This window comes from Butyrivibrio proteoclasticus B316 (assembly GCF_000145035.1).
Classification (GTDB): domain Bacteria; phylum Bacillota; class Clostridia; order Lachnospirales; family Lachnospiraceae; genus Butyrivibrio; species Butyrivibrio proteoclasticus.
Window position 1 is genome coordinate 1,873,072 of sequence record NC_014387.1, and the last position, 24,357, is coordinate 1,897,428.

Below are 24,357 nucleotides of genomic sequence, written 5' to 3' on the forward strand. Positions count from 1 at the left end.
TTTCTTTTATTCAAGGGGACAGTCTTTCCTATATTGATAATTTATTTCCGATATATTATCTCGCGCATAAATCTATGCACAAAAAAATCAGGTTTAGAAAACTAAAACCTGATTTTTGTATTCCAAAATATTCACTTTTATAATGTACCGTTTAATTTTATCCATTCAGACAATGATAATGGAGTATAATCACTTCTTTTACAAAAACAATTTATCATATTACAGGGAATAGTACTCTCATGCTCACTTCCAATTGGATAATAAGGCGTGCCCTTTATCATCCTGATTATTTCCTTCATCAGGTCTTCATCCCTTGTCTCGTGAACATGACCATAAAGCATATAAGCCTTAGGATCTCCATTATGGCGTTTACGATACTGCCCTTCATAAAATGGTATCGGATAGTGACAACATATTACTTTTTTCTGTGAATCTGTTATTTCCCTATAGTTGTCTATCCATTCAAATCTGCCTGCATCAAAATCGCTCTTACCTACATATTTATCGTGATTTCCGGTTATAAGACACAGCTTGCCTTTCAGGCGATTGATAAGATTGTTAGTCTCCTCTACAGTTCCAAGCGATAAATCCCCAAGGATCACAACAGTATCTGTTTTGCCCACCTTGCTGTTCCATTTTTCAATCATATATTCATTCATATCTTCGGCACTTTCAAACCCTCTTTTGTCCATTTTGGTATTAAGTGCTCCGTGATAGAAATGACAGTCTGCAATATAATAAATCAATTATCTTATCCTCATCTAAGGTCGCCGCCATCATCATGTAATAATAGATCTGCGCTCTGATCTGCAGCAGCTGTAGCCAGCTGATCGCATCTCTCATTCTCAGCATGTCCGGCATGTCCCTTAACCCAGTTCCATCTGATGCCATGAGGCTCACAAGCAGCAAGAAGACGTTTCCAAAGCTCTACATTTTTAACAGGTTTATTACCTGCAGTTTTCCAGCCTTTTTTGATCCATCCGTCTATCCATTTATCATTAAATGCCTTGATAATATATTGGGAATCCGAAAACATTTCTACATCACAGGGCCTGTTGAGAGCTTCAAGCCCTACAATTGCCCCCATAAGCTCCATTCGGTTATTTGTAGTCTTATCATAACCTGCGCTAAGTTCCTTTTCGTGTACTTCGCCCTTGGCATCTACATATCTGAGTATTGTACCATACCCACCAGGTCCATCAGGGTTACCTCTAGCTGAACCGTCAGAATAAATCTCTACTCTCATCTAAATCTCCTAAAAAGTATTAGTTATGCCCAAACTCCATCTTTAAGGAAGTGTTCCGCAAGATTCTGAGCATCCTCAACGATTGCCTTGTCATAGCCAAGTACACTAAGAAGCTTAATCGCGTTACGAGTTGTGGCAGGTCCCTCTTTAATCCTGTAATCAAACTGGACATCATTATCAGTGACATTGCCCTCAAAATGATAGATATCAAACTTATCTGCCAGAAGTGATGTAAGCTCTATATCATGCGTAGCAGCAAAGCACATCACCCTGCTATCTGAAAATGCCTTAAGAATCTCTGTCGACGCAGCAATACGTTCAATTGTGTTGGTACCTCTTAAAACTTCATCCACAAAGCATAGAACCTGGCAGCCTTCTTCCTTGTTGGCATCAAGAATCCTCTTGATTGACTTAATCTCAACAATATAATAAGAATCTCCGCCAAAAATATCATCCTTAAGCGCCATTGAAGAATATATACGGTAAAGTGGCGCCACATAGCTTCTTCCCAGCGCAGTATGTATAGTCTGTGCAAGAATAGCATTGATTGCACAGGTCTTAAGAAAGGTTGATTTACCGGAAGCATTTGATCCGGTGATCAAAAGCCCCCTATTAGTATCAATACTGTTTGAAACTGCATCTGCAATAAGGGGATGAATGAGCTCATTAGCATTATAGTTATTTCCGGCAAATTCAGGAATGCAAAACTGCTCCTTATATGATTCCCTAAAGCAGGCAACTGATATCTCTGCCTCTAATTTTCCGGTAATAGTTATTATTTCATCAAGTTCATCTTTTTTATCCAAAATCAGTTTGTACATCTGGTTGAATTTGATAAGGTCAAGATGAAGCGCCATCTTGATATACTCCAAAAGGATATCAAGAGGATTACCACTTGTATTTGCTCTGCCATTATTCATGAGGATAAAAGAACCTCTTGTAAACGGGCGAAGCTCTTTAGCAGCATTGTTCATCCTTTCAATATCTTCCCTAATTTCAGGATAATCCAGCTTGGAAAAATAGTCGCATGAATATATCACTCTCAGAATATATGCAAAAGATGCAAGGTAAGGCTCTATCTCATTTTTAATACCAAAATATGAAAAGATATTATATAGAGACAATGCTACTAAAGCTAAAAATCCAAATGTAAAATTGACAAAGCAGCCTCCAAGTGCAAGCACCATAAGCCCCAGCATCAAAAAGTGCCTGCGATTTGATATATTGGGAGTCTTATCAAGGAAATCAAGATAATCATAAATTGAATATCTGATTCTCCTTCCAATTCGGGAAAAAATCAGCTGAATCTTAATCCTGGCATCATCATTCTTTCGGAAGAATTCCACTTGTGATTCCATTTTATCAAAATCATCCAGCATATGCGGAGATCTCAGCATATAATAAAGATACTCTTCACCTGTTGCGCTGAGACAGTAATTCATTCTGGCAAAGACGCCATCCATATTAAGATCATTCCAGGTTGTATCATCTATCTGGAATTTCTCATGATGTTTAGAATAATACCCAGGCAAATGATCCAGATCATCCTGCCTGTATTCTCTGCCCGGTGCCTGACCAAATCCGTCTTTAAGTTTCTTTAAAAGATATTTTTCTCTTATCTTCTCATCTCTAAGTCCCAGTAAATATGCAAGAAAGCATACTCCTGCCATTATTCCTAAAAAAATCAATACTTCCATATAAGCCAATCCTTTGTAGTCTCTAATTTATCCGTAAATTCTGTTCTTGATTTCTTCTGCCTTGCCATAAACCTCTGATGGCTCTACTCCAATGTTGAATTTGCCATTTTCGTAGCGGATAATCCCACCAATCATAGTCATTACTACATTACTCTTACTGCCACTGTATACCAGATTCTTGACAATATTGTTTATTGGCTGCATATTGGGCTGCTGAAGATCGACCATAATAATATCAGCAAGTTTACCTTCTGCAAGGACATCTGCATCATCAAGTCCCATAGCATGAGCGCCGTTAACTGTTGCCATTTTCAGAACCTCAGTAGCATCTACACTTGATGCATCCATATCTTTTAACTTGGCAAGACCTGTTACAAGGAACATTTCTCTGAACATATCAAGACAGTTGTTACTGGCTGGACCATCTGTACCAATTGCAACAGGAATACCGCATTCAAGATACTTGGCAATAGGTGCGATTCCGCTTGCCAGCTTGGTATTGGAACCTGGATTTGTTACAGCATAAAGGCCACGTTTTTTCATGATCTCTCTATCCCTGTCATTGGTCCATACAAGGTGATATCCGCCTCCGCCATAGTCAAAGAGTCCCAGAGAGTCAAAGAGCTCTATAGGAGTCATGCCATATCTTTCTATGCACTCTTTAGTTTCCTTCTCAGTCTCCTGAATATGAGCCCAAAATGGAGCCCTATACTTGTGAACAAGCTCAGCACACTTTTCCAGCAGTTCTCTGGAACAGGTATATTCTGCGTGAACACCCAGAATAAAAGAGTTATAAGGGTCTCTTCCATTGATATCTGTATAATACTTCTCCAAAAGCTCTACAGACTGGCTGAAATTGTTAACACAGCTTGTCTGTACGCAGCGCATTCCACAGTCTCTAAAAGAATCTGCGACCGTAAATGGTGTCAGATACATTTCAAAAACAGATGTGATTCCGCTTGTGAGATATTCAAGAATTGAAATCTTGGATAAATGATAGATATCCTCTCCTGTCATCTTGGCTTCTATAGGAAAAATCTGTGTTCCGAGCCAGTCCTGAAGAGGAAGATCATCAGCCTTGGATCTCATTAATGTCATGGCTGAATGTGTATGAGCATTTTTAAAACCGGGCATAAGAAGATTGCCCTTGCAGTCAATCTCCCTATCCCAAATAAGAATTGTATCTTTATGTTTGTCGCAGTAAAGTCGTCCCTCTTCCTCTGTTCCGACGAAGATGATCCTGTCCTCTACTACCCAAACCTCCCCAAAGAAAATGTCTCTGTCTGACTCCATAGTCAGCACTCTGGCATTATAAAATCTTGTTCTCATACCTACTCCCGATAGCAAAAAATATATTATAGAGCAAAGCTCTTAATAGATTCTGTAACAAGCTTGGTGAAAAGAGGAGCAACCTTATCGGCAGCTTCCTGAACCTCTTCATGGCAAAGTGGCTGCTCACTGATACCGGCAGCAAGATTGCTGATGCATGATACTCCGCAAATTCTCATACCCATATGATTAGCTGCAATTGCTTCAATAACTGTACTCATTCCAACAGCAGAAACACCGAGCTTGCCAAGAAGTCTGATCTCAGCAGGACTCTCAAATGATGGACCTGTAAGCTGGCAATATACACCTTCCTTAAGGTCAATTCCCTCAGCAGCCGCAGCTTTTCTGATAACATCCTGCAGGTCCTTGTCATAAACTTCTGACATATCAGCAAAACGAGGGCCAAGTTCATCGACATTTGGTCCGATAAGTGGATTAGGAGCAAAAATAGAAACGTGATCAGTAATGAGCATAAGATCACCAGCCTTAAAGCCTTCTCCAAGTCCGCCTGCAGCATTAGTAAGGAACAATATTTTAGCGCCGAGCATCTTCATAAGTCTTGCAGGAAGAACTGCATCTGTTACATCATATCCCTCATAGAAGTGTACTCTACCCTTCATGCAAACTACCTTAACATCATCAACATATCCAAAGATAAACTTTCCGGCATGTCCCGGTACAGTTGAAACAGGGAATCCGGGAATATCACTATAACTAATTTCAGTCTCAATTCTGATATTATCAGCATAGTTGCCAAGACCAGAACCAAGAACAAGAGCAACATCAGGAACAAAATCAGTCTTCTCTCTTACGGCCTTAACACAGCTTTCAAGTTTCTCATAAATTGCATTTGACATATTAAACACCTCATCTTAAATATACTTCTTAACTTAAATTTTAAGAGCCTGCCATATCGCCTTAGCCATATCCACAAATGTAAGCTCCACCAACTATAATATCATAATTCCCATCCCATTTGATACACCCAATATTCCTCTCCGTCTCTATTCACGGGTAATCCCACATCACGCAAGAGTGTGTTATTTAGCATCAACAGGTTCGGATGGTGTATCTAGTGCTGGCTCAGGTGTTGATGGGAGGGATAGAACGCCGTTTATTGTCGGCTGTATTGTATTGTTGACAGCATGTTCTATGGCTTCCTTTATACCGCCCTTGAAGAACTTGCTGACTACTTTCCCCTGCATTCCTGAAAGCGCATCAGGTGCCATAGTCTTCATGGTATTTATCAGCATATCTGTACCCGGAGTTTCCATAAGCCTTACTTCGAGTCTTGAGGGAACTGAAGGATGTATAAAAGTACCCTTTCTGTCATCTCTATCGGCTGCATCATCATAAAAGAAAATGTTAAAGGTGCGCAGACATGCCTCTTCAAGGAAGTTTATCTCATTTCTGATGACCAGTCTGTTATATTCATCAGTTACGCAGTAGGAAACAAGCGACACCTCATATACCTCGCCGTGCATGTTGATACTGCTGATATATCTTTTACCGCCAAAACCGCATCTGAGGCTGTATACCTCTATTCCCTCATAAATATCAATATAAAATGAGTTATCGTCGCATAGCCTGAAACCTATCTTGTTGATGCCATCTGTAAAGTTATTATGCACAACCTGCATCATAAGCGGGAATATTCCTACTCCCTTCTGCTCTATATCATAGGTTCTGCCGTCTAGTTTAGATAGCCATTCATGTATCAGATGGTTTTCTTTTCTAACGTTAAAAGACCTTACCTGAGACTTGAAGTTTCCTCTTTTATCGCTATAGCTGCTAGTATGCAATCTGGCAGATCCGGTAGTCATCCTGACTGCTTTGTTCTTCCAGCCGCCTGAATATATTACAGGGAAATTGTTGTTCCTTCCACTAACGGATTTGCAGATAGCTTTCAATGAATTAAGGGAGGAAAAATCTTCCGGAAGTGGTATGTCACTAACCTCAATATCATCTTTCATGGCATTTCTTATCATAACCGCCATTTTGCTGGTCTGGAATATGTCGCTGTTTCCTGCGTTAGTCACGACAACCATATCAATATCAGGATATACGAAAACATTTTGTCCCAGCATTCCGTTATAAGCAAAAGAACCCGGCCTGTCATCGTTAATCCAAAGCTGATAACCATAATGTGAATTATCTCCTTTATTTGTTTCAATCTGCCAGGAAGTTGACTCTTTTACCCAATCAGCAGGTACAATCTGCTTGCCATCCCACATGCCGTTTTGCAGATAGAGCTGACCAAGCTTAGCCATGTCCTCTATTCTGATAAAGAGTCCCCAGCCGCCTTTTGTGATACTCTGAGGGCATGACTCCCAATATACTCTCTGAATGCCCAGGGGAACAAATATCTTTTCCTTGCAGTAATCAAAGCAGGATTCGCCGGTCTTCTCAGTAATTATTGCAGATAACATGTAGGTGTTCATACTGTTGTATTCGAACTGTGTCCCCGGATCAAATTTAAAGCCGGCCTCTAAAAAGCTCTTTCTCCAGTCATTTCCGCTAATAGCACCGGCTTCATAGAAATCTACTCCGCTTGACATATTAAGGAGATTTTTGACAGTTACATTCTTGCGAAGAAAACCAAAGGGATTCATTCTGGAACTAAAAATATCACTTATCTTCTCATCAAGAGAGAGCTTTCCTTCATCGATCAGAATACCAATTGCCATTCCAACAATGCTCTTGCACATTGAGTATGAAACATGCCACATGTCCATATCGTATGGCTCAAATGCACATTCAGCTATGACCTTGCCGTGCCTTAGAGCCATAAATTTATGAATATTGCACTCTTTGGTCTCAGAGAGCTTTCTGATAAGTTCCACAAAAAAAGCAGAACTTACGCCCTGAGACTCCGGCGACTGCCTCAAAAGCCTGGTCTCTCCAATCACAGTGTCATGTGAAAACTCAGGTTTCTGAGGATGATAGTCCACCTTGCTGATCTCACCGGTTTCCCTGGCAACCAGCTTCATTAAAAGCTCTCCAACGTCAAGTTCTGCTCTAGCCATATTTATTTACCCCCGAAGGCTCATCACCTTCTAATGCTCAAGATATATGGCAATGCGCTTTATTTATTTTTTCTCATATTTAAGTGCTCTCATTGAATTAAGGATTGCTATAACAGCTACTCCTACATCTCCAAATACCGCAAGCCACATGGTTGTAAGACCAAGTGCTCCCAAGACAAGTATTATCAGTTTAACTCCAAGAGCAAATACGATGTTCTCTTTAACAATACGCATTGTCTTTCTTGCAATTGCGATAACTGAAGCAATCTTGGAGATATCATCATCCATTATGACAACATCTGCAGCCTCAATGGCCGCATCACTTCCAAGAGATCCCATTGCAATTCCTACATCAGCTCGCATCAGTACAGGAGCGTCATTGATTCCATCTCCCACAAACGCAAGTTTATTATCATTATCCAATGAAGAAAGCATTTTTTCAACCCTGCTTACTTTATCTGCAGGAAGAAGCTCAGCAATTACCTGATCAACGCCAACCTTCTGTGCCACATCTCTTGCTGCTTTTTCTCTATCTCCAGTCAGCATGACTGTATTTTTAACACCGCTTTCTTTAAGTGCTCTGATTGCATCTTTTGCAGTCTCTTTTATCACGTCAGAAATAACTACAGCACCAAGATATTTACCATCATAGCCCACATATACTATAGTTCCGGCATTATCAAGCTGTGAGAAGCTGATCCCATAATCTGTTAAAAGAGCTGCATTTCCAAGAAGAAGCTCTTTGCCTTCATATACAGAAGCTATGCCATGACCTGAAACTTCCTTGGTCTGAGTATTGTCAATCAGCGAATTATCAAGACTCTGAGGAGCATTCTGATACATTCCCTCCTGATAAGCCTGGCATATTGATCTTGCTATAGGATGGTTTGACAAAGATTCGCCGTGTGCTGCCATTTTAAGGAGCTGAGCCTCATTTATTCCGGCCTCAGGATCAACAAATGTTTCTGTTACCTTGAACTCACCCTTTGTAATTGTTCCTGTCTTGTCAAAAACAACAGTGTTCACCTTGGATACAGACTCTAAATAGTTACTGCCCTTAACAAGTACTCCAAGCTTGGATGAAGCTCCAATTCCGCCAAAGAAGCCAAGTGGAACTGAAATAACAAGTGCACACGGGCATGAAACTATAAGGAAAATACATGCTCTTCTGATACTGTCTGACCAGGCAAGAGCACCTGTAACTCCTGGTATAACAGCAAGTAAAAGAGCTCCGATTGTAACAATAGGTGTGTAGTATCTTGCAAATCTGGTTATAAAGTTTTCCATTCTGGATTTCTTGTTGCTGGCATTTTCTACAAGTTCCAGTATCTTGGAAACAGTTGAGTCTTCGTAAGCCTTCTCAACACGAACCTTGAGAATTCCCTCTCCGTTGACACATCCACTTATTACGCTGTCACCGGGGGCAACCTTTCTGGGAACTGATTCACCTGTAAGGGCTGCTGTATCAATAAAACTCTCGCCCTCTATAACGCTTCCGTCAACAGGAATTTTCTCGCCTGCTCTAACAAGAAGAAGATCTCCAACGCTTACTTCTTCAGGATCGACCTCTGAAACATTACCTTCTTCATCAAGTAAATTAGCACTCTCCGGGGCAATGCTCATGAGCTCAGTTATAGACTGTCTGGATTTGCCGACTGCAACGCTCTGGAATAATTCTCCAATCTGGTAAAAGAGCATTACAGCAAGCGCTTCAGAATACTCCTGAATGCCGAAAGCTCCAAAGGTCGCTATCATCATAAGAAAGTTTTCATCAAAAACCTGTCCATGACTGATATTGATTGCCGCCTTCTTGATAACATCATAGCCAATGATAATATATGGAACTACGTATATAGCAAAAACCACAAACCATGGAAGTGGCTCTAATATTCCTGTCTTATCAAGTATCAAAAGTACTGCAAATATTACAAGCACTGCTATTATTCTGTTTCTGTTTTTCTTCTGTTTTTTGGTCATATCAATTACCTCGCAGGTATCAAATGTAAGTGGAATTACTTCTCATAAAATATGGAATCACAATTGACTCCAAGTATTATAGAAAAAAGCCTATGAATATTTGTCATAGGCTTTTGATAAAATCAGATTTCGATTTCGCAATCAGGCTCAACCTTCTTGCAAGCCTTAACAGCACTATCAAGAACTGCATCAAATACATCATCAGCAGCCTCGAGTATCAGCTTCTGTGTCATGAAATTAACTCTTGCACTAACAACTCCGTCAATCTTCTTGATAGCATCTTCCATCTTGGCTGCACAATTTGCACAATCAACTTCACACTTAAATGTCTTCTTCATAACTTTTATCTCCAATCTCTTTTATATTTTTTATTTGTTGCATTGCAATTACTTGCCTTCTTTACTCCTGATATAGAATTCATATCAGATTATTCCTCAATATGGTTGAGTCCCTGATCTATGATGGTTCTCACATGATCATCTCCAAGGAAGTATATTATCTGTTTGCCCTCTCTGCGATTTCCTACAAGCTTACTCTGTTTGAGGATCCTTAGCTGATGAGAAATAGCTGACTGAGTCATCTCAAGTGTGTCTGCAATCTCGCATACACACATTTCCTGTTCAAATAATGCAAACAGTATCTTGATCCTGGTAGAATCTCCGAACACTTTGAAAAGTTCAGCAAGATCGTATAATTCATCTTCACTTGGCATTTGCTTGTGCGTCTTGAGCACAACTTCTTTATGGTCGTGGACTACTTCGCAATGTTCTACGTCATTTAATGCCATGTCATCCTCCTAACATTTAAACATATGAATAACTGTTCATATGTTTAATATAAAACACACTTTTCTATATGTCAACACCAAAAATAAGAATATGTTATATTTAGGGCATAAAAAAGACTGTCGCAGAGTAATATCCTATGATATTAAAAAGGGCCGGCGCCCGGATGAAAACCAATCATCCAATGCGTCAGCCCTATACTTATGCCATCTTTATTATATTGTATAAGCTTATACCAAACTTCTTTTAAGCTTAAAGTTAAGCAGTAACCTTCTTGTAAGACTTCTTGCCCTTACGAACCATAACACCATCAGCAAATACGTCTTTAGTGTATGTTGTCTTAACGTCTGTAACCTTCTCTTCAGCAAATGTTACGCCGCCCTGTTCAACGGCACGTCTTGCTTCACTTCTTGTGTTGCAGAGACCTGCAGAAACAAGTACCTGAAGAATGTCTACAACGCCGTCTCTGAAATCCTCTTCCTTAAGAGCTACTGCAGGAACATTGCTCATGTCTCCGCCGCCTGCAAAAAGAGCTCTTGCAGCATCCTGAGCCTTCTGAGCTTCCTCTTTGCCATGAACGAGGCTTGTAAGTTCAAAAGCAAGAATCTCTTTCTTTTCATTGATTCTGGAATCGTCCCATTTCTCCATCTCAAGGATCTCTTCGATAGGAATAAATGTCAGCATCTTGATGCACTTGTCAACATCAGCATCTCCAACGTTTCTCCAGTACTGATAGAAATCAAATGGAGAAGTCTTGTTAGGATCAAGCCATACGGCGTTTCCTGCTGTCTTACCCATCTTCTTGCCCTGAGAGTCTGTAAGAAGAGTAATTGTCATGGCGTGAGCGTCCTTACCAAGCTTACGACGGATAAGCTCTGTACCACCGAGCATATTGCTCCACTGATCATCGCCGCCAAACTCAAGATTACAGTTGTACTTCTGGAACATGTAGTAGAAGTCATAGGACTGCATGATCATGTAGTTAAACTCAAGGAATGAAAGTCCCTTTTCCATACGCTGCTTGTAGCACTCAGCTCTGAGCATATTATTAACTGAGAAGCATGCACCAACTTCACGAAGAAGTTCAATGTAGTTAAGGTTCATAAGCCAGTCAGCATTGTTGACCATAATAGCCTTGTCATCGCCAAACTCGATGAATTTCTCCATCTGTCTCTTGAAGCACTCAGCGTTGTGATCGATGTCTTCTCTTGTGAGCATCTTTCTCATGTCGGTTCTTCCTGAAGGATCACCGATCATTGTTGTACCACCGCCAATAAGAGCGATTGGCTTATTACCAGCCATCTGAAGTCTCTTCATAAGCGTAAGAGCCATAAAATGGCCGGCTGTAAGTGAGTCAGCTGTACAGTCAAAACCGATGTAGAAAGTAGCCTTACCGGCATTAACAAGTTCTCTGATCTGCTCCTCGTCTGTAACCTGGGCAATAAGTCCTCTTGCCTTAAGTTCTTCATAAATCTGCATAATGCACCTCCAAAATGTTTGTAAGATTGCGAAAAGAAAAAATCCTCCGCAACCAATATGATTGCGAAGGACGAATAATTCGTGTTACCACCTTCATTCACACGCAGCTCACACTGCATGCCTCAGCAAGTACGACTTCTCAGTAAAGCACAACCTGACAAACAAAAACTATGCCCGATATACTCTTCAAATAAACTGATAAGCGATACTCTTCCGATATAACGGTCAGCCCCGTCCAGGTCTATTATCCGGTAAAAAATATCCCGAAATTCAACCAGGCAGCTCACGGAGGTATTCATCATCGCTCTTAACTTACGCCTCTCACCAACCGGCAATTCTCTGTCGTCAGAATTCGATTCTTACTTATTCCGATCATAGCTTTTCAGAATTTAGATATATTGAAATTTTAGTTAACTAATTAAAAAATGTCAACCCGGTTATACTAATAATATAAATCATATTGCAATCTTCCAGGAGTTCCTGTCCATATTGAAATACAGCCTCACAGTCCTGTACATGTCAAGTATCAATACTCTGCATTCAAAAACCTTGTCCTTGCTGCAAACATAGACACCATCAGGTGTTGTGTAGGTCTCTTTATTGAAAAGCTGTCTGTAGCCCTTTATGGTGTACGCCTCATAAACTCCGTCATCATTGAGAAGCCTGAATCTCATGGGAATCAAACTGCCATCTGACTTATATTCACATATCACATCTACTTTATCTATAATCCTGCTCATAATAAACCCTGTTCATACAATATTGGTAGAGGCACGAACATTTGTTTGTCCTAATTACATTATATGAACAGACGTTCTATTTTGCAACTACAAGATATAGTATATTTTACTCAGAGACTTCAACAACGCCTCCATCCCTGACAGTTATCTGCATTCCGGTCTGAACATATGACAGGAATTCTTCTCCGAGACTGTCTATGGTAGGCATTTTAGCATCAGTCCAAATATCCGCCAAAAGAACTCCCGCAGCGCCAATAGAATCTATTGGTCCGGAGAACAGCATACAAGCCGGCTGTCTTCCATAGTCAGCTGCAGTATATAATATCATTCCGCCGGTAGTAGAGCCTATTGTCTGTGGAAGACACAAAGCAACTCCTGCCATAGGCTTTTTATAAATATCCGGATTATTCTGGTCTGAACAGGTCGCTTTTTTATCGCCTGTCAAAAAACTTGTCTGATAGCTTGCCAGTGTATTAAATCCGACGTGAGAAACCAGTGCCTTTGCACTGCACTGTCCCGGAATTACAACTCTGCCCTTAAACTCTTTCATGATTTTTTCCTCCCCTTGCCTGTAATCATTTCAAGTATCTTATCGTCCTCATAAAACCTACAGGATGTATATGTCCTTAGCTTATTGGAGTTTGTAATTATTGGAACAGAATGTACAAGCGGATTATCGCAGTACATAAGTGGGCAGATATAACTAAGAGTGAGCTTTATCTCTTCTGCCATGCTTTCTTCTTTAGTCCCCTTGATCTCTTTTAAGACGCCGGGAGCCGCTGTGAGTACTGTTGGAATGACAGTAGTCCTTCTGCCATTTTTCTTAACTTCTTCATAAATATCATGTATCCAGCCTATAAGCTCATTTTTTGACAGATGCGGACATCCAATAAAGCACATCTTAGGCTTGGCATCCACATTTTTCCAAATAACAGGATAGCTGTCAATGACTCTTTGAATCTCGGCATCATCTATTACATATGTTTTGGCATCATCAGCTATAATGCTCTCTCCAAGCTCTTTGGCCTCAGGAGTAAGCTTATCTATATGATATAGTCCTACTGCACCATTTGAAGCTGTAGCTGCGCCGAAGTTCTTGAGATAGTCACAAACATCCGGTGTCAGCTCTGTCCCAAGAAATTCAGAAAGGCCATATACATATGGAACATCCTCCATAACCTTCATTCCGATAGCTGAGCCAAGGACCTGCGCAGGCGGAAGCTTTTTGGTCTTAACTTCCACTTTCCAGGTAGCTTTTCTTCCCTCGTCAGTTAGAAGTCCAAATTTAGGAACGCAGCCCAAAATAGAACCAAAGAGTTCTATAATACCTGAATTTCTGTTGCACCTTGCGCCCAAAACTGAATTGGCATAAACAACTGCAGATGACTCAGCCCAGCTAAGTATGTCACCTTTCCCCGGCTTATTTCCCTGCTCATCAAAATAACAAGCGCAGGAAAAGCCATCTTTACTCATAAGTCCCAGCTTATCAAGCTGCTTCTCATATCTCTTTTGCTCTGAATACATAAACTTGTAAAATACAATATCCTGTACAAGTCCGGACGGAACATTCTTATCAAGAGGTCTTGGATCCATAGTGAATTTCTGTTTGGAAACGACACCTGCACTGATAAGCTCGTCCATAAGCTTGTAAACCGGATCAATTACCTTTAGTCCAAAGCTTGTAACAAGATGGCCATATTTACCCGTAACTTCAGCCATTTCTTCCGCTCCGAAGAGTTCTCCATAGCGGACTAGTGTCTCCATGATCTTGGCGTAGGTTTCCCCCTTTTTTCCATCATAAATTTCCTGCTGTTCTTTTGTTAGTTTCATACACCCCTCCAATAAATGCACATATCATTTATTCGCTACATTTTATTGATTCACTATAAAACGTAAATTTGCCTGTAATTAATTATATTTTTTGAAACTCCCTAATTCAAGGCTGTTTACGGGCATTTGAATATTTATTTTACAGTTCTTTTTTATGCTATAGGAATTTCGGAGAAATATCCTATAGCATAAAAATCGATCAGCAGGTATGCATATAGGGGTTGCATACCTGCTGATCTTTGGAGGTGATGTATTAAATAGGGAGAACGCGTTACATCATAGTTAAATATGCCGAAACTATTGCGGCACCTGTGAGCAAAAGAGTTGAAGTAATGCTCTTTATTATTATTTCGAGTTGCCTGGGGTCTTTGTATCTGCCACCAATCATCATGGCAGTTATGGTCTTAGGCCCTCTGGATATAACTACTTCTTTTGTGTATGAATGCCTCATGTTAGTCTCTCCTTTTATCTCTTGCTATCCGGATACAACATGTAGTAGTTCATGAAATAATTATATACCATATATTCTAAAAAATGGATAAACTGTATATGAATTTTTGATAACTATATATTGATATTTCAAATTAGAATACCACAACATTTAGAACATAAACAATAAAAGAGCCGGAAACCAAGTAAATACCAAGCTTCCGGCTTACAGATCTATTATTTAATTTTCACATTGCCGAGTGAACATTTTATCTTAATTGATCCTTCGCTTCCTGTCTGCACATAATTGTTACTATACTTATCAGAACCTATCTCTATATCACCCAAAGAGGCGCTTGCTCCAATAGAATAGTTCTTGATATCACCGTCAACCCCAATCTCAACATTGCCAAGATTAGCAACAATATCAATATCTTTGCAGCTACATTCATCAATCTTAACATCACCAAGATTTGCTTCTACTCGCAATTTTCCGGTTTCAATCTTCTCTGACTTAACACTTCCAAGATCAATAACGAGTTTTACCTCTTTAGCCTTGAGATGACCAAGGTCAGTATCTCCAATAGCATTAACAAGTTTAAAAACGTTAATTTCAGCATTCCTGGGAATATATACAGTCAGTTCATTTTCATCTGAAATCTGCCTTTTCTTTGGCTTATACTCCGGCTGGATTATTGAAAAAGTTTTGCTGTTCTCATCATAAGTACATTCAGGGCAAAGTTTTTCAGAGCCCTCATATTCTACCGCAAAAGAATCTCCCTCTTTTACCTCAAGATTCAATAATGATGCAGAAATTGTAATGTTCTCAGCCGAAGTTCCAAAATCTTGCTGATATTCAGTTTTATTGTCCTGTGGAAGTAAGTATTTATAAACTCCGTAGCAAACAGCAGCTATAGTTACTATGACCAAAACAAACGAAAGCAAATTTTTCATGATAATTATCTCCTCTCTGAAAGCAGAATCCTCTCAAGTGGCTTTCTGATAATTCCGGCTATAATCCAGATAATCCATGTTGATCCCCAGTTAAAAGATGAAAAGCTGACTATAAGGTATATGCAAAGCACTATTTTCCAATACATTGACATGAAATCTTTAGCAAAATTATTAACGTAATTCTTTCTCTCTTTTACTACAGGCTCATAATTTCCTGCTATAGTGTCCACATCATTAAGAGAAAGGATCTTGGAATATGCTGCATCCTTGGCTGATGACATAAGAATAAACATAACTCCTATTCCAACACCTACAAATATAAATGCAGGGCCAAGTCCATCTGAAAGTATATTGATTGGTGACTGGAAAATAGTCTCAAATACGATTACCGGAATGAAACTGATGATACACAGCATAATACCAATTGTAAGAAACAATCCTCTGGTCATCTGATTCTCATCCTTGGACCTTGCAACAGCTTCAGCCGTAGCGTAATCAATACTGCAGAGCTCTTTATCAAGGAATTTCCATTCATTATTGATAAACGCCGAGAAAATAATTGCTCCAACACCAATAGCAACGCATATAAACAAAAGTAAAACCCCGATCATTACAAGATTGCCTACGCCAATTGCATCACCCATAGCACTAAAGATAATCGGTCCAACAGGAGCAAGAATGCACATCATAGTACCAAATGCCAGGATAAATCTGCGTCTTGTACAATCAGCAACATAATTTATAACTTCAGATGTAGTAAGAATTCTCCTGTCTACAGAAGCACTCTCCTGATTGATCACCTGATCAATACCAAGGCTCTCAGCAAGCTCATCAAAATTGCCAAATTCTGATATAACAATTCCAACTGCCTCGTTCTCAGGCTTACCCTCTGCGATGAGTTCGCTATACTTATCTTCCATCATGGAAAAGAGCTCATCCTTGGCATTCTTAACCTCAACTGTATTTGGTAAATTAGCAAACATTGTTTCCAAATAATTCTTAATTGTTTCCATAGTCACTTATCTCCTCTGATAAACTTCTCAATAACCTCTTTAGTCAAATTCCACTCTGCGCATTTCTCAGCGTAGTAGTCTCTCCCCAACTGCGTAATTCGGTAATAGGTTCTCTTCTTGCCATTCTCTGCATTCTGGCTATAGGACTCGATATATCCGTTCTTCTCCATTCTGGTGAACGCTGAATATAAGGTTGTCTCTTTAATTATGTATTTCTCTTCAGATAATGATCTTATCTTCTTGGAAATCTCATAGCCATAGGAAGGTTCTTCCAGCAGGATGAAGAGAATGATCGTGTCATTATACCCTCTAATGACATCACTGCTGATCTCTATCATTCAGTTAGCATCTCCTTTCCGGATAATAATATGTCTGTCGTACTATGTCTGACATACTATGATTGTCGTAGTACATCTGACGTAGTAAATATACCACGGCAGTCGTAGTATGTCAACAGTATTTGTAAAAAAATATACGAAAAATAAAACACCTATTTCAAAGCACGTAAAAGTGCCCGAAAATAGGTGTTCTGCATCAAAAACTTTTTATCAGTATTTTAAAATTATTTGTCAAAAAACGGCTTGATCGTTGTCCTGACCGCTGTAAGCATTATGAACATAATGGCTGTATCAACAGGAAGCATTACAGCATTGGAAACGATCCTGCCAGGAAGAATAGCTGCTATAGCCTGTCCATATAAGAGATTCAGCCACAATGTGTTAAGCACAAGGTTACATACAATCTTGACCGTAAGCTGAGCAGCAATTACTCTCCACAGCTTAACAGGCTTATTATAAGTAAATAACCCATAAATAATTGCGCCAACCATAGCTGTAATAGTAAAGCCAGGGAAGAAATCCCCATCACCGGATAAAAACCACTTAACAACATCCATTGTTCCGCCAAATATAGCTCCGATCCATGGTCCAAAAAGATAATCAACAACCTGATTAGGAAGTCCGGAAAAGCCAATCCTGATATACGGTCCAAATTTGATAGTAGCAACGTAGCCGAGAACAATTGCGAGTGCTCCCATCATTCCGCAAAACGTAAGGACTTTAGTCTCTTTGAGTCTGCTGATCGATGCGAATGTGTTTGTGTGAGTTGCGATAGATTTTTGTGACATAATAATACCTCCTTTGCAGTTTCCTTCAACCACATCAGAGGCATAAATATCGATATCTTTGATGTAGCAGCGGGATGCGACACTAGAACCGCGGGTCAAAACCCTTCGTCCAAATAGCAACTCCCTGTCTATCTGGCACTTAACGCTGTAGCGTCTACTCTGCATAAACATTTTTTATTTGACATCATAATACATTATAAGCAATATAATTGCAATATTTTCTTTAGCAATTATTACTGATCACAACATACTCACTCCGCGTCACGGCCCGCCTGCAGGGACATAAGCGATTCGCAAAGAGGCATTTTTGCGCCTTTGTGAGTGCCGGGTTATTTCATGAGCCTCACAAATTCAGCCCGATATTCTAGCTTTGGCTCAACTGTCTGAACATTCGACGGCCCTTTTATCCACGCAGTGTTATTGCCTGCTCGTCACTGACAAAGGCAGATTTTCTTAGATGTTTCCGCATTTTTTCTTTTATTGATGCATGCTCAGCAAAACTTGCAGGACGGATAAGAAATCTACTAAATGAAAATGACAAAGCTCGCAATAGCGAGCGTATTAAAAAGAGAAGAACTCAATCTTTCAAGTAAACTTGAAGAAGTTGAGTTCTTCTCTTTTTATAGATGCTACGCATCATATGTCATTTTCATATTTTCAAAACTAACGCTCCGTCCTGCTTCAAACAAAGCTTCGCATGCATCGTGAAAAAATGCTATGGAAACATTAGAAAATCGCCTTTGCCATCTCAGACTCGCATGCAACAACATCTGCTTGAAACCAGGCCGAGGATGTGAGTACTTTGAGCCATAGAATAGACGGCTGAATTTTTAAGGCCATGAAATCCCGGCAGGAGTGGCAAAAAAATGCCTCTTGCGCGAGCGTAATAACCTGCGGCGGGTCGTGACGCGGAGATAATCCATGAATAATAACCGGCAATTACCAATCGAGGTTGCTGCTCTCGATCTTTTTATCTCTGATCATCAGATCATTAAGTGCTTCAGCTGGTGACTTGCCCTCAAAAAGGACCTGATTAACTGCTGTGACGATTGGCATCTCAACTTCATATTTTTCTGCAAGAAGTCTGGCAGCCTTAGCACTGTATACGCCTTCTACTACCATCTTAACCTCATCCATAGCTTCCTGCATGGATTTACCCTGTCCAATAAGAATTCCTGCTCTTCTGTTTCTGGAATGCATAGAAGCACAGGTTACTATAAGATCTCCGATTCCTGAAAGGCCGCTGAAAGTTTCAAATTTACCTCCCATAGCCATTCCAAGTCTTCCGATCTCTGCAATACCTCTGGTAATCAGAGCCGCCTTGGCATTATCTCCAAGTCCGTATCCATCAGCAATACCTGCTGCAAGAGCAATGACATTCTTAAGAGCAGCACCTATTTCTATGCCAAGCATATCCGGGCTGATATATACCCTGAAAACATTACTCATAAAGACATTCTGAACAAGCCTTGCTGTTTCCTTGTCAAATGCTCCCACTACAATTGAAGTCGGCATTCCCTTTCCAACCTCCTCAGCATGAGAAGGACCTGACATTACACAAACCTGACATCCCGGGATTTCATCAAGAATTACATCAGACATAACCATAAGGCTCTGTTCCTCAATTCCCTTAGAGCAGTTTACAATGATCTGCTGATGCTCATCATTGCCATCAACAAATGGTGCCATAAGCTTAACAGTCTCTCTCATATGAGCAGAGGGAACAACAAGCACAATAAGGTCCTTATTTCTGACAGCTTCCTCCATGTTGCAAGTAAACACAACAGAATCATCAAGAATCACTCCAGGAAGCTTATCTTCGTTGCCGTGATATGCCTTTAATTTATCTACAGTCTCCTGCCTTCTGGACCATACAGTAACCTTATGTCCGTTATTTCTAAGCAAATATGCAAGTGCAATGCCCCAACTGCCCGCACCTACTATGCCTATCTCTTTTTCCAAAATAGTCTCTCCTAATCAGTCAATCTTATTTTTCTTGAAAACGTAAGTCTTTCTCTCCTGGCCTGCAAAAAGCTTCTTGATATTGCCTCTGTGCTGATAAAAAGCAAGGATCGTAAGTAGTGCAACAATAATATAAACTTCTATAAGAGCTCCCTGAGGAAGTGCTCCAAATAGTCCCATCTGACCATAAATAACTGTCATGATAAGAAGCGCAGTGTAATAGAAAAGGCTGCACACTGATACTATATGAAAAAGATTAAACGGAAGGAAAAAAGATACTACTCCCATAAGAATAAACAGCCATGTAAACTGAATTCCAAGATAAATTGTGTAACCGGCTGTGCATGCAATCCCCTTACCGCCCTTGAAACGAAGTGTTACAGGAAAGTCATGACCAAGAACAGCTCCTGCTGCAGTATATGTCATGAACAGAATAATATAATCAGGATTGCTTCTGCCAAAAAGAAGGTATGTGATGAAAATAGCTATCATACACTTGAGCATATCTCCAAGAAGAACTATGCCTCCTGCCTTGGGGCCTAAAACTCTGAGTGTATTAGTTGTTCCGGCGTTGCCACTTCCAACTTTTCTGATGTCTACCCCTTTTAATCTGCCATAAAAAACAGCTGTCTGGATCATTCCAAAAATGTATCCAATGGTAATGCAAATTAACCTCTCCACCAACAAACCAAGTTCCATATTACTTATCCTCTTTCCTCTCCCTTATGATAAATCTGAGTGGAGTGCCCTTAAATCCGAAGGCCTCTCTTATCTGATTCTCTATATATCTGGTATAACTAAAGTGCATCAGTTTCTTGTCATTTACAAAAATAACAAATGTCGGCGGCTTAACAGAAGCCTGAGTAATGTAATAAAGCTTGAGAATCTTACCCTTATCACTCGGTGGCTGCTGCATTACAACTGCCTGTGTCATGATCTCGTTAAGAACACCTGTGGATACTCTAAGGGCATGGTTCTCCGAAACCATATCGATCATGTCATAGAGTTTAACCAGTCTCTGTCCTGTCTCAGCAGAAATAAATATAATCTCCGCATAGTTCATAAAGGCAAGAGTGTTTCTGATGTCCTTGGTAAACTCTTTGACAGAATGATTATCCTTCTCAATAAGATCCCACTTGTTGACAGCTATGATAACCGCCTTGCCGCTCTCATGAGCAATTCCGGCAATCTTGGCATCCTGCTCAGTTACGCCATCCTCAGCGTTAATAACAAGAATTGCCACATCAGCTCTCTCTACTGCACCAACTGTCCTGACGATCATATAGTGTTCAAGCTCATCCTTGATCTTGTTCTTCCTGCGAAGTCCGGCTGTATCAATAAATGTATATTTTTTGCCATTGTACTTAACCGGAGTATCAATAGCATCTCGTGTTGTTCCAGCTATATCAGATACGATAAGTCTGTTCTCACCGATAAGCTTATTGATAATTGATGATTTACCAACATTAGGTTTACCAATGATTGCAATCTTGACGCTATCATCTTCCTCCTCATCAGTTGAGCTCTTGCTGAAGTGACTGACAACTTCCTCAAGGAGGTCACCAATACCCTGCTTGTTAACCGCAGAAATAGGGAAAGGCTCGCCGATTCCAAGATTATAGAACTCATAAACATCCATAGAATCTCTGTTATAATTATCAACCTTGTTGACACAGAGAACTATTGGCTTACCTGATTTTCTCAGCATATCTGCAACCTTGGAATCAGAATCGGTAAGTCCCTGCTTGACATCAACCATGAAAATAATTACATCTGCGGTATCAATGGCAATCTGCGCCTGGTCTCTCATCTGGGCAAGGATAATATCCTTGGAATCAGGTTCAATACCACCTGTATCGATCAGGGTAAAGCTGTGATTGAGCCATTCTACATCCTGATATATTCTGTCTCTCGTTACACCTGGAGTATCCTGCACAATAGCAATCCTGCTACCGGCAAGAGCATTAAAAAGTGTAGATTTACCTACATTAGGTCTTCCGACCACTGCTACAATATTTCTTTTACTCATAAATTATCCTTATCTATAACTAAATTAATGTACCTAAATACACAGGTTACTTATTAAAAGATTTCATCAACAGGAATATCAAGTAGAACTGACACAAGATCATGTCCATCGCACTTGGATATACCAACCTTGACTCCCAGTTCTCTTTCTATATCACCAATTCTGACATCGTCAAGAAGGTAATCTTCTCCGCTCCTTAGAAGATTCTCGGGAAGAAACAGCTCTTCTCCCAAATCCTGATCTCTTAGCTGTTTGATAATGTCCTGTCCTGTCAAAAGTCCTGATACAGTTATTCTCTCGCCAAAAAACTCATTGATTATCTCATAAACAGTCACTTTAAGTCCAGGACAAACTTCCATCGCCCTATCAGCAAGCTCCTTGATGCTGGGATATACAAGTTTACCTGTTGCAATAGAAATATGTCTGTTAAGAGAATCTACATGATCCTTGTGATCAGAAAGAACCGCTTCAAGAGCTTCATTATATTCATTTATAAGAAGTCTCATCATGCCGACGCCGTTTTCAAGCTGAATATAGCCGTCGTATCTCTCTTCCTCAGGAAAATCTCTTCCAGCAAGGAAATACCACTCATCACTTGCGTGAATGAAATGAATGCCATGTTCATCATAAACCTTGCGCTGCCAGCTCTCTATTTCATCGATGACCTTGGCAGCATCCTCGCTGTTAAAGGGCTCTAGCGGATAAAGTCCATCTCTGAACTTGGAAAGGCCGACAGGTACAACTGATACGCTCTGTAGATTAGGTATATACTTGGTCAGATCTGAAATTGATCTTGTCAGTTCATCTCCGTCGTTAACACCCTTACACAAAACAATCTGTCCGTTTATCTCAATTCCAGTTCCCGGAGCACAGAGCCTGTCAACTTTTTTTAGTGCTTCACCTGCAAATCTGTTTCCAAGCATTTTGCATCTAAGCTCAGGATTGGTAGTCTGAAAAGAAATATTAATTGGCGACAAATGATATTTAAGAATCCTGTCTATATCCTTGTCAGACATATTCGTAAGTGTAACATAGTTACCCTGCAGGAAAGAAAGTCTGGAATCGTCATCCTTAAAATAAAGAGTCTTTCTCATGCCCTTAGGCATCTGATCAATAAAACAAAAGATGCATTTATTGCTACAGGATCTGTAATCATCCATAAGTCCGTTTTCAAACTCGATTCCAAGATCCTCATCATAATCTTTGTCAATATCAAGAAGCCACTCTTCACCGTCAGCCTTCCTGATCAGAACATCTAAATGTTCATCCTGAACAAGGTACTGAAAATCAAAAACATCTTCAAGTTCCTGATCATTTATTTTAAGGAGGATGTCTCCTTTTTCTATATTAAGTTCTTCTGCAATGCTTCCAGGTTCAACATTGCCTATTAAATGTCCATTATATTTATTCATAGCTTTTTTATTATACAATAATATCCTTGACGTGTCAGTAAAACAGATGGTAAAACTGTATTTGGAGAAATGCGTAATTTTTCAAACCGCATAATAATATAATACAAAGGGGAAAAAAATGCCAGATTTTCACAAGCTTGAAGGTACTATTCCTGTAGCTCCACTTAATCTAATCGTTATGGAATCTGCTAAGGAACTTGGAGATAGTGTCGACAAATACATCGCACAGTTCAGACATGAACTCTACAAGATGCCGGAAAATGATCCTGCATTCCACGGATACGTCAAGGATAGCTATCAGATTAAGTTTAATCTCAACAGATTTGCCAGCGGAGAAGCCAAAGCTACTATTTCCGAAAGCGTTAGAGGCAATGACGTATACATCCTTACTGATGTATGTAATTACAGCATCACTTACAAGATGTACAATTACCTCAATCATAAATCTCCTGATGACCACTATCAGGACCTCAAGAGAGTTATCGGTGCAATTACTGGTAAAGCAAAGAGAATAAATGTCATCATGCCATTCCTGTATGAAGGAAGGCAGCATAAGCGCAATGGCATGGAATCTCTCGATGCAGCTCAGATGTTTAAGGAATTGCACGATATGGGCATTTCAAACTTCATAACTTTTGATGCACATGACCCTAGAATTTCAAATGCCAAGCCACTTGGCGGTTTTGATAACTTCCTTGCATCTTACCAGTTTATGAAGGCTCTTCTTTCTCATATTGACGATCTTGTAGTTGACAAGGATCATCTCACAGTTATATCACCGGACGAAGGCGCTCTGGACAGAGCAGTTTATTTTGCTAACGTTATCGGTGCTGACACAGGTATGTTCTATAAGAGACGTGACTATGCTCATGTAGTAAACGGAACAAACCCTATTGTTGCTCACGAATTCCTTGGTTCCGACATTCAGGGACGTGACGTTATCATTATTGACGACATGATTTCTTCCGGATCCAGCATGATTGATACAGCCAAGCAGCTCAAGAACATGGGTGCCAAGAGAGTATTTATCTGTACAACCTTTGGTCTTTTCACAGATGGAATGAGCAAGTTTGATGAAGGATACAAAAACGGTTATTTCGATGCTGTTATTACTACAAATCTCACATACATGAATGAGGATGTAACATCCAGAGAATATATATTTATAGCTGACATGGGTAAATTCCTGGCTACTATCATTGACTTCCTCAATCATGATGCATCAATGTCAACTGTTAATATGCCAACAGATAAGATTCACGAGATTGTAGGCAAATACAATTCCGGATGCAAGACTCCTACCGAGTTATTTGATTAAAGTGT

General features: G+C 40.0%; 24 protein-coding genes, 1 riboswitch and 1 other annotated feature. Of the genes, 2 read left to right on the forward strand and 22 right to left on the reverse strand.

What is annotated here, in order from left to right:
• Window positions 1–137: 137 nt before the first annotated feature.
• From BPR_RS07740 to BPR_RS07825, 18 genes are all read right to left on the reverse strand, one after another.
• Window positions 138–746: a metallophosphoesterase gene (locus BPR_RS07740; RefSeq protein WP_013280914.1), complete on the reverse strand. Its 609-nt coding sequence runs from the start codon at window positions 744–746 to the stop codon at window positions 138–140.
• An 11-nt stretch (window positions 747–757) separates the two neighbouring features.
• Entirely contained in the window at window positions 758–1,246 is a 489-nt protein-coding gene (gene rnhA, locus BPR_RS07745) for a ribonuclease HI (protein WP_013280915.1), read from the reverse strand.
• 23 nt (window positions 1,247–1,269) lie between these two features.
• Window positions 1,270–2,943 carry a MutS-related protein gene (locus BPR_RS07750; protein ID WP_013280916.1) on the reverse strand — a complete coding sequence of 558 codons (1,674 nt, stop codon included), beginning with the start codon at window positions 2,941–2,943 and terminating at the stop codon, window positions 1,270–1,272.
• 27 nt (window positions 2,944–2,970) lie between these two features.
• Window positions 2,971–4,272: an amidohydrolase family protein gene (locus BPR_RS07755; protein ID WP_013280917.1), complete on the reverse strand. Its 1,302-nt coding sequence runs from the start codon at window positions 4,270–4,272 to the stop codon at window positions 2,971–2,973.
• Window positions 4,273–4,298: 26 nt separating this feature from the next.
• Window positions 4,299–5,129, reverse strand: coding sequence for a purine-nucleoside phosphorylase (locus BPR_RS07760; RefSeq protein WP_013280918.1), 831 nt, complete (start codon window positions 5,127–5,129; stop codon window positions 4,299–4,301).
• A gap of 183 nt (window positions 5,130–5,312) precedes the next feature.
• On the reverse strand, window positions 5,313–7,298 hold the full coding sequence (locus tag BPR_RS07765) for a serine hydrolase domain-containing protein (protein WP_013280919.1): 1,986 nt from the start codon (window positions 7,296–7,298) through the stop codon (window positions 5,313–5,315).
• A gap of 63 nt (window positions 7,299–7,361) precedes the next feature.
• Window positions 7,362–9,275 carry a heavy metal translocating P-type ATPase gene (locus BPR_RS07770; protein WP_013280920.1) on the reverse strand — a complete coding sequence of 638 codons (1,914 nt, stop codon included), beginning with the start codon at window positions 9,273–9,275 and terminating at the stop codon, window positions 7,362–7,364.
• 122 nt (window positions 9,276–9,397) lie between these two features.
• Window positions 9,398–9,613: a cation transporter gene (locus tag BPR_RS07775; RefSeq protein WP_013280921.1), complete on the reverse strand. Its 216-nt coding sequence runs from the start codon at window positions 9,611–9,613 to the stop codon at window positions 9,398–9,400.
• Between the two features lie 89 nt (window positions 9,614–9,702).
• Complete coding sequence (locus BPR_RS07780) at window positions 9,703–10,062, reverse strand: ArsR/SmtB family transcription factor (protein ID WP_013280922.1); 360 nt, start codon at window positions 10,060–10,062, stop codon at window positions 9,703–9,705.
• A gap of 256 nt (window positions 10,063–10,318) precedes the next feature.
• Window positions 10,319–11,539 carry a tyrosine--tRNA ligase gene (gene tyrS, locus BPR_RS07785; protein WP_013280923.1) on the reverse strand — a complete coding sequence of 407 codons (1,221 nt, stop codon included), beginning with the start codon at window positions 11,537–11,539 and terminating at the stop codon, window positions 10,319–10,321.
• 63 nt (window positions 11,540–11,602) lie between these two features.
• Window positions 11,603–11,924, reverse strand: a binding site (T-box leader).
• Between the two features lie 70 nt (window positions 11,925–11,994).
• The gene (locus BPR_RS07790) at window positions 11,995–12,279 is read right to left on the reverse strand and encodes a hypothetical protein (protein ID WP_013280924.1); all 285 of its coding nucleotides are present in this window, start codon (window positions 12,277–12,279) and stop codon (window positions 11,995–11,997) included.
• Between the two features lie 106 nt (window positions 12,280–12,385).
• Window positions 12,386–12,829 carry an aconitase X swivel domain-containing protein gene (locus tag BPR_RS07795; protein WP_013280925.1) on the reverse strand — a complete coding sequence of 148 codons (444 nt, stop codon included), beginning with the start codon at window positions 12,827–12,829 and terminating at the stop codon, window positions 12,386–12,388.
• Complete coding sequence (locus BPR_RS07800) at window positions 12,826–14,109, reverse strand: aconitase X (RefSeq protein ID WP_013280926.1); 1,284 nt, start codon at window positions 14,107–14,109, stop codon at window positions 12,826–12,828. Before BPR_RS07800 ends, BPR_RS07795 begins: the two co-directional genes overlap by 4 nt.
• A 271-nt stretch (window positions 14,110–14,380) precedes the next feature.
• Complete coding sequence (locus BPR_RS07805) at window positions 14,381–14,560, reverse strand: hypothetical protein (protein WP_042256765.1); 180 nt, start codon at window positions 14,558–14,560, stop codon at window positions 14,381–14,383.
• A gap of 215 nt (window positions 14,561–14,775) precedes the next feature.
• Window positions 14,776–15,492 carry a DUF4097 family beta strand repeat-containing protein gene (locus tag BPR_RS07810; protein ID WP_013280927.1) on the reverse strand — a complete coding sequence of 239 codons (717 nt, stop codon included), beginning with the start codon at window positions 15,490–15,492 and terminating at the stop codon, window positions 14,776–14,778.
• A 5-nt stretch (window positions 15,493–15,497) separates the two neighbouring features.
• A complete protein-coding gene (locus BPR_RS07815) occupies window positions 15,498–16,505 on the reverse strand; it encodes a permease prefix domain 1-containing protein (RefSeq protein WP_013280928.1) in 1,008 nt (335 codons plus the stop codon).
• 2 nt (window positions 16,506–16,507) lie between these two features.
• Window positions 16,508–16,843, reverse strand: a complete 336-nt coding sequence (locus BPR_RS07820; RefSeq protein WP_013280929.1) for a PadR family transcriptional regulator — start codon at window positions 16,841–16,843, stop codon at window positions 16,508–16,510.
• Between the two features lie 224 nt (window positions 16,844–17,067).
• The gene (locus BPR_RS07825; RefSeq protein ID WP_042256767.1) at window positions 17,068–17,631 is read right to left on the reverse strand and encodes a folate family ECF transporter S component; all 564 of its coding nucleotides are present in this window, start codon (window positions 17,629–17,631) and stop codon (window positions 17,068–17,070) included.
• A gap of 65 nt (window positions 17,632–17,696) precedes the next feature.
• Window positions 17,697–17,795: riboswitch (THF riboswitch) on the reverse strand.
• Window positions 17,796–18,159: 364 nt separating this feature from the next.
• Between BPR_RS07825 and BPR_RS21100 the strand changes: the two genes are divergently transcribed.
• Window positions 18,160–18,339, forward strand: coding sequence for a hypothetical protein (locus tag BPR_RS21100; RefSeq protein WP_207636467.1), 180 nt, complete (start codon window positions 18,160–18,162; stop codon window positions 18,337–18,339).
• A gap of 231 nt (window positions 18,340–18,570) precedes the next feature.
• Here the strand turns inward: BPR_RS21100 and BPR_RS07830 are convergent, their stop codons facing one another.
• Genes BPR_RS07830 through BPR_RS07845 form a run of 4 tightly spaced genes read right to left on the reverse strand, consistent with a single transcriptional unit; the run spans window position 18,571 to window position 23,034 of the window.
• Window positions 18,571–19,593 (reverse strand): NAD(P)H-dependent glycerol-3-phosphate dehydrogenase, encoded by a 1,023-nt coding sequence (locus BPR_RS07830; RefSeq protein ID WP_013280931.1) that lies wholly within the window; start codon window positions 19,591–19,593, stop codon window positions 18,571–18,573.
• Between the two features lie 15 nt (window positions 19,594–19,608).
• Window positions 19,609–20,292, reverse strand: coding sequence for a glycerol-3-phosphate acyltransferase (locus tag BPR_RS07835; RefSeq protein WP_013280932.1), 684 nt, complete (start codon window positions 20,290–20,292; stop codon window positions 19,609–19,611).
• 1 nt (window position 20,293) lies between these two features.
• On the reverse strand, window positions 20,294–21,622 hold the full coding sequence (gene der / locus BPR_RS07840) for a ribosome biogenesis GTPase Der (RefSeq protein ID WP_013280933.1): 1,329 nt from the start codon (window positions 21,620–21,622) through the stop codon (window positions 20,294–20,296).
• 53 nt (window positions 21,623–21,675) lie between these two features.
• Window positions 21,676–23,034: a radical SAM protein gene (locus tag BPR_RS07845; protein ID WP_042256771.1), complete on the reverse strand. Its 1,359-nt coding sequence runs from the start codon at window positions 23,032–23,034 to the stop codon at window positions 21,676–21,678.
• Between the two features lie 118 nt (window positions 23,035–23,152).
• Here BPR_RS07845 and BPR_RS07850 point away from each other — a divergent pair, with 118 nt between their 5' ends.
• On the forward strand, window positions 23,153–24,352 hold the full coding sequence (locus BPR_RS07850; protein ID WP_013280935.1) for a ribose-phosphate pyrophosphokinase: 1,200 nt from the start codon (window positions 23,153–23,155) through the stop codon (window positions 24,350–24,352).
• Window positions 24,353–24,357 lie beyond the last annotated feature (5 nt).

Bases quoted from the DNA above. Each gene is read 5' to 3' on its own strand.
- BPR_RS21100 (WP_207636467.1), top strand. From the start codon at position 18,160: ATGAAAATGACAAAGCTCGCAATAGCGAGCGTATTAAAAAGAGAAGAA.
- BPR_RS07750 (WP_013280916.1), bottom strand. From the start codon at position 2,943: ATGGAAGTATTGATTTTTTTAGGAATAATGGCAGGAGTATGCTTTCTT.
- BPR_RS07780 (WP_013280922.1), bottom strand. From the start codon at position 10,062: ATGGCATTAAATGACGTAGAACATTGCGAAGTAGTCCACGACCATAAA.
- BPR_RS07800 (WP_013280926.1), bottom strand. From the start codon at position 14,109: ATGAAACTAACAAAAGAACAGCAGGAAATTTATGATGGAAAAAAGGGG.
- BPR_RS07820 (WP_013280929.1), bottom strand. From the start codon at position 16,843: ATGATAGAGATCAGCAGTGATGTCATTAGAGGGTATAATGACACGATC.
- BPR_RS07795 (WP_013280925.1), bottom strand. From the start codon at position 12,829: ATGAAAGAGTTTAAGGGCAGAGTTGTAATTCCGGGACAGTGCAGTGCA.
- BPR_RS07835 (WP_013280932.1), bottom strand. From the start codon at position 20,292: ATGGAACTTGGTTTGTTGGTGGAGAGGTTAATTTGCATTACCATTGGA.
- BPR_RS07770 (WP_013280920.1), bottom strand. From the start codon at position 9,275: ATGACCAAAAAACAGAAGAAAAACAGAAACAGAATAATAGCAGTGCTT.
- BPR_RS07850 (WP_013280935.1), top strand. From the start codon at position 23,153: ATGCCAGATTTTCACAAGCTTGAAGGTACTATTCCTGTAGCTCCACTT.
- BPR_RS07805 (WP_042256765.1), bottom strand. From the start codon at position 14,560: ATGAGGCATTCATACACAAAAGAAGTAGTTATATCCAGAGGGCCTAAG.
- BPR_RS07760 (WP_013280918.1), bottom strand. From the start codon at position 5,129: ATGTCAAATGCAATTTATGAGAAACTTGAAAGCTGTGTTAAGGCCGTA.
- BPR_RS07765 (WP_013280919.1), bottom strand. From the start codon at position 7,298: ATGGCTAGAGCAGAACTTGACGTTGGAGAGCTTTTAATGAAGCTGGTT.
- BPR_RS07775 (WP_013280921.1), bottom strand. From the start codon at position 9,613: ATGAAGAAGACATTTAAGTGTGAAGTTGATTGTGCAAATTGTGCAGCC.
- rnhA (WP_013280915.1), bottom strand. From the start codon at position 1,246: ATGAGAGTAGAGATTTATTCTGACGGTTCAGCTAGAGGTAACCCTGAT.
- BPR_RS07845 (WP_042256771.1), bottom strand. From the start codon at position 23,034: ATGAATAAATATAATGGACATTTAATAGGCAATGTTGAACCTGGAAGC.
- BPR_RS07825 (WP_042256767.1), bottom strand. From the start codon at position 17,631: ATGTCACAAAAATCTATCGCAACTCACACAAACACATTCGCATCGATC.
- der (WP_013280933.1), bottom strand. From the start codon at position 21,622: ATGAGTAAAAGAAATATTGTAGCAGTGGTCGGAAGACCTAATGTAGGT.
- tyrS (WP_013280923.1), bottom strand. From the start codon at position 11,539: ATGCAGATTTATGAAGAACTTAAGGCAAGAGGACTTATTGCCCAGGTT.
- BPR_RS07810 (WP_013280927.1), bottom strand. From the start codon at position 15,492: ATGAAAAATTTGCTTTCGTTTGTTTTGGTCATAGTAACTATAGCTGCT.
- BPR_RS07815 (WP_013280928.1), bottom strand. From the start codon at position 16,505: ATGGAAACAATTAAGAATTATTTGGAAACAATGTTTGCTAATTTACCA.
- BPR_RS07790 (WP_013280924.1), bottom strand. From the start codon at position 12,279: ATGAGCAGGATTATAGATAAAGTAGATGTGATATGTGAATATAAGTCA.
- BPR_RS07755 (WP_013280917.1), bottom strand. From the start codon at position 4,272: ATGAGAACAAGATTTTATAATGCCAGAGTGCTGACTATGGAGTCAGAC.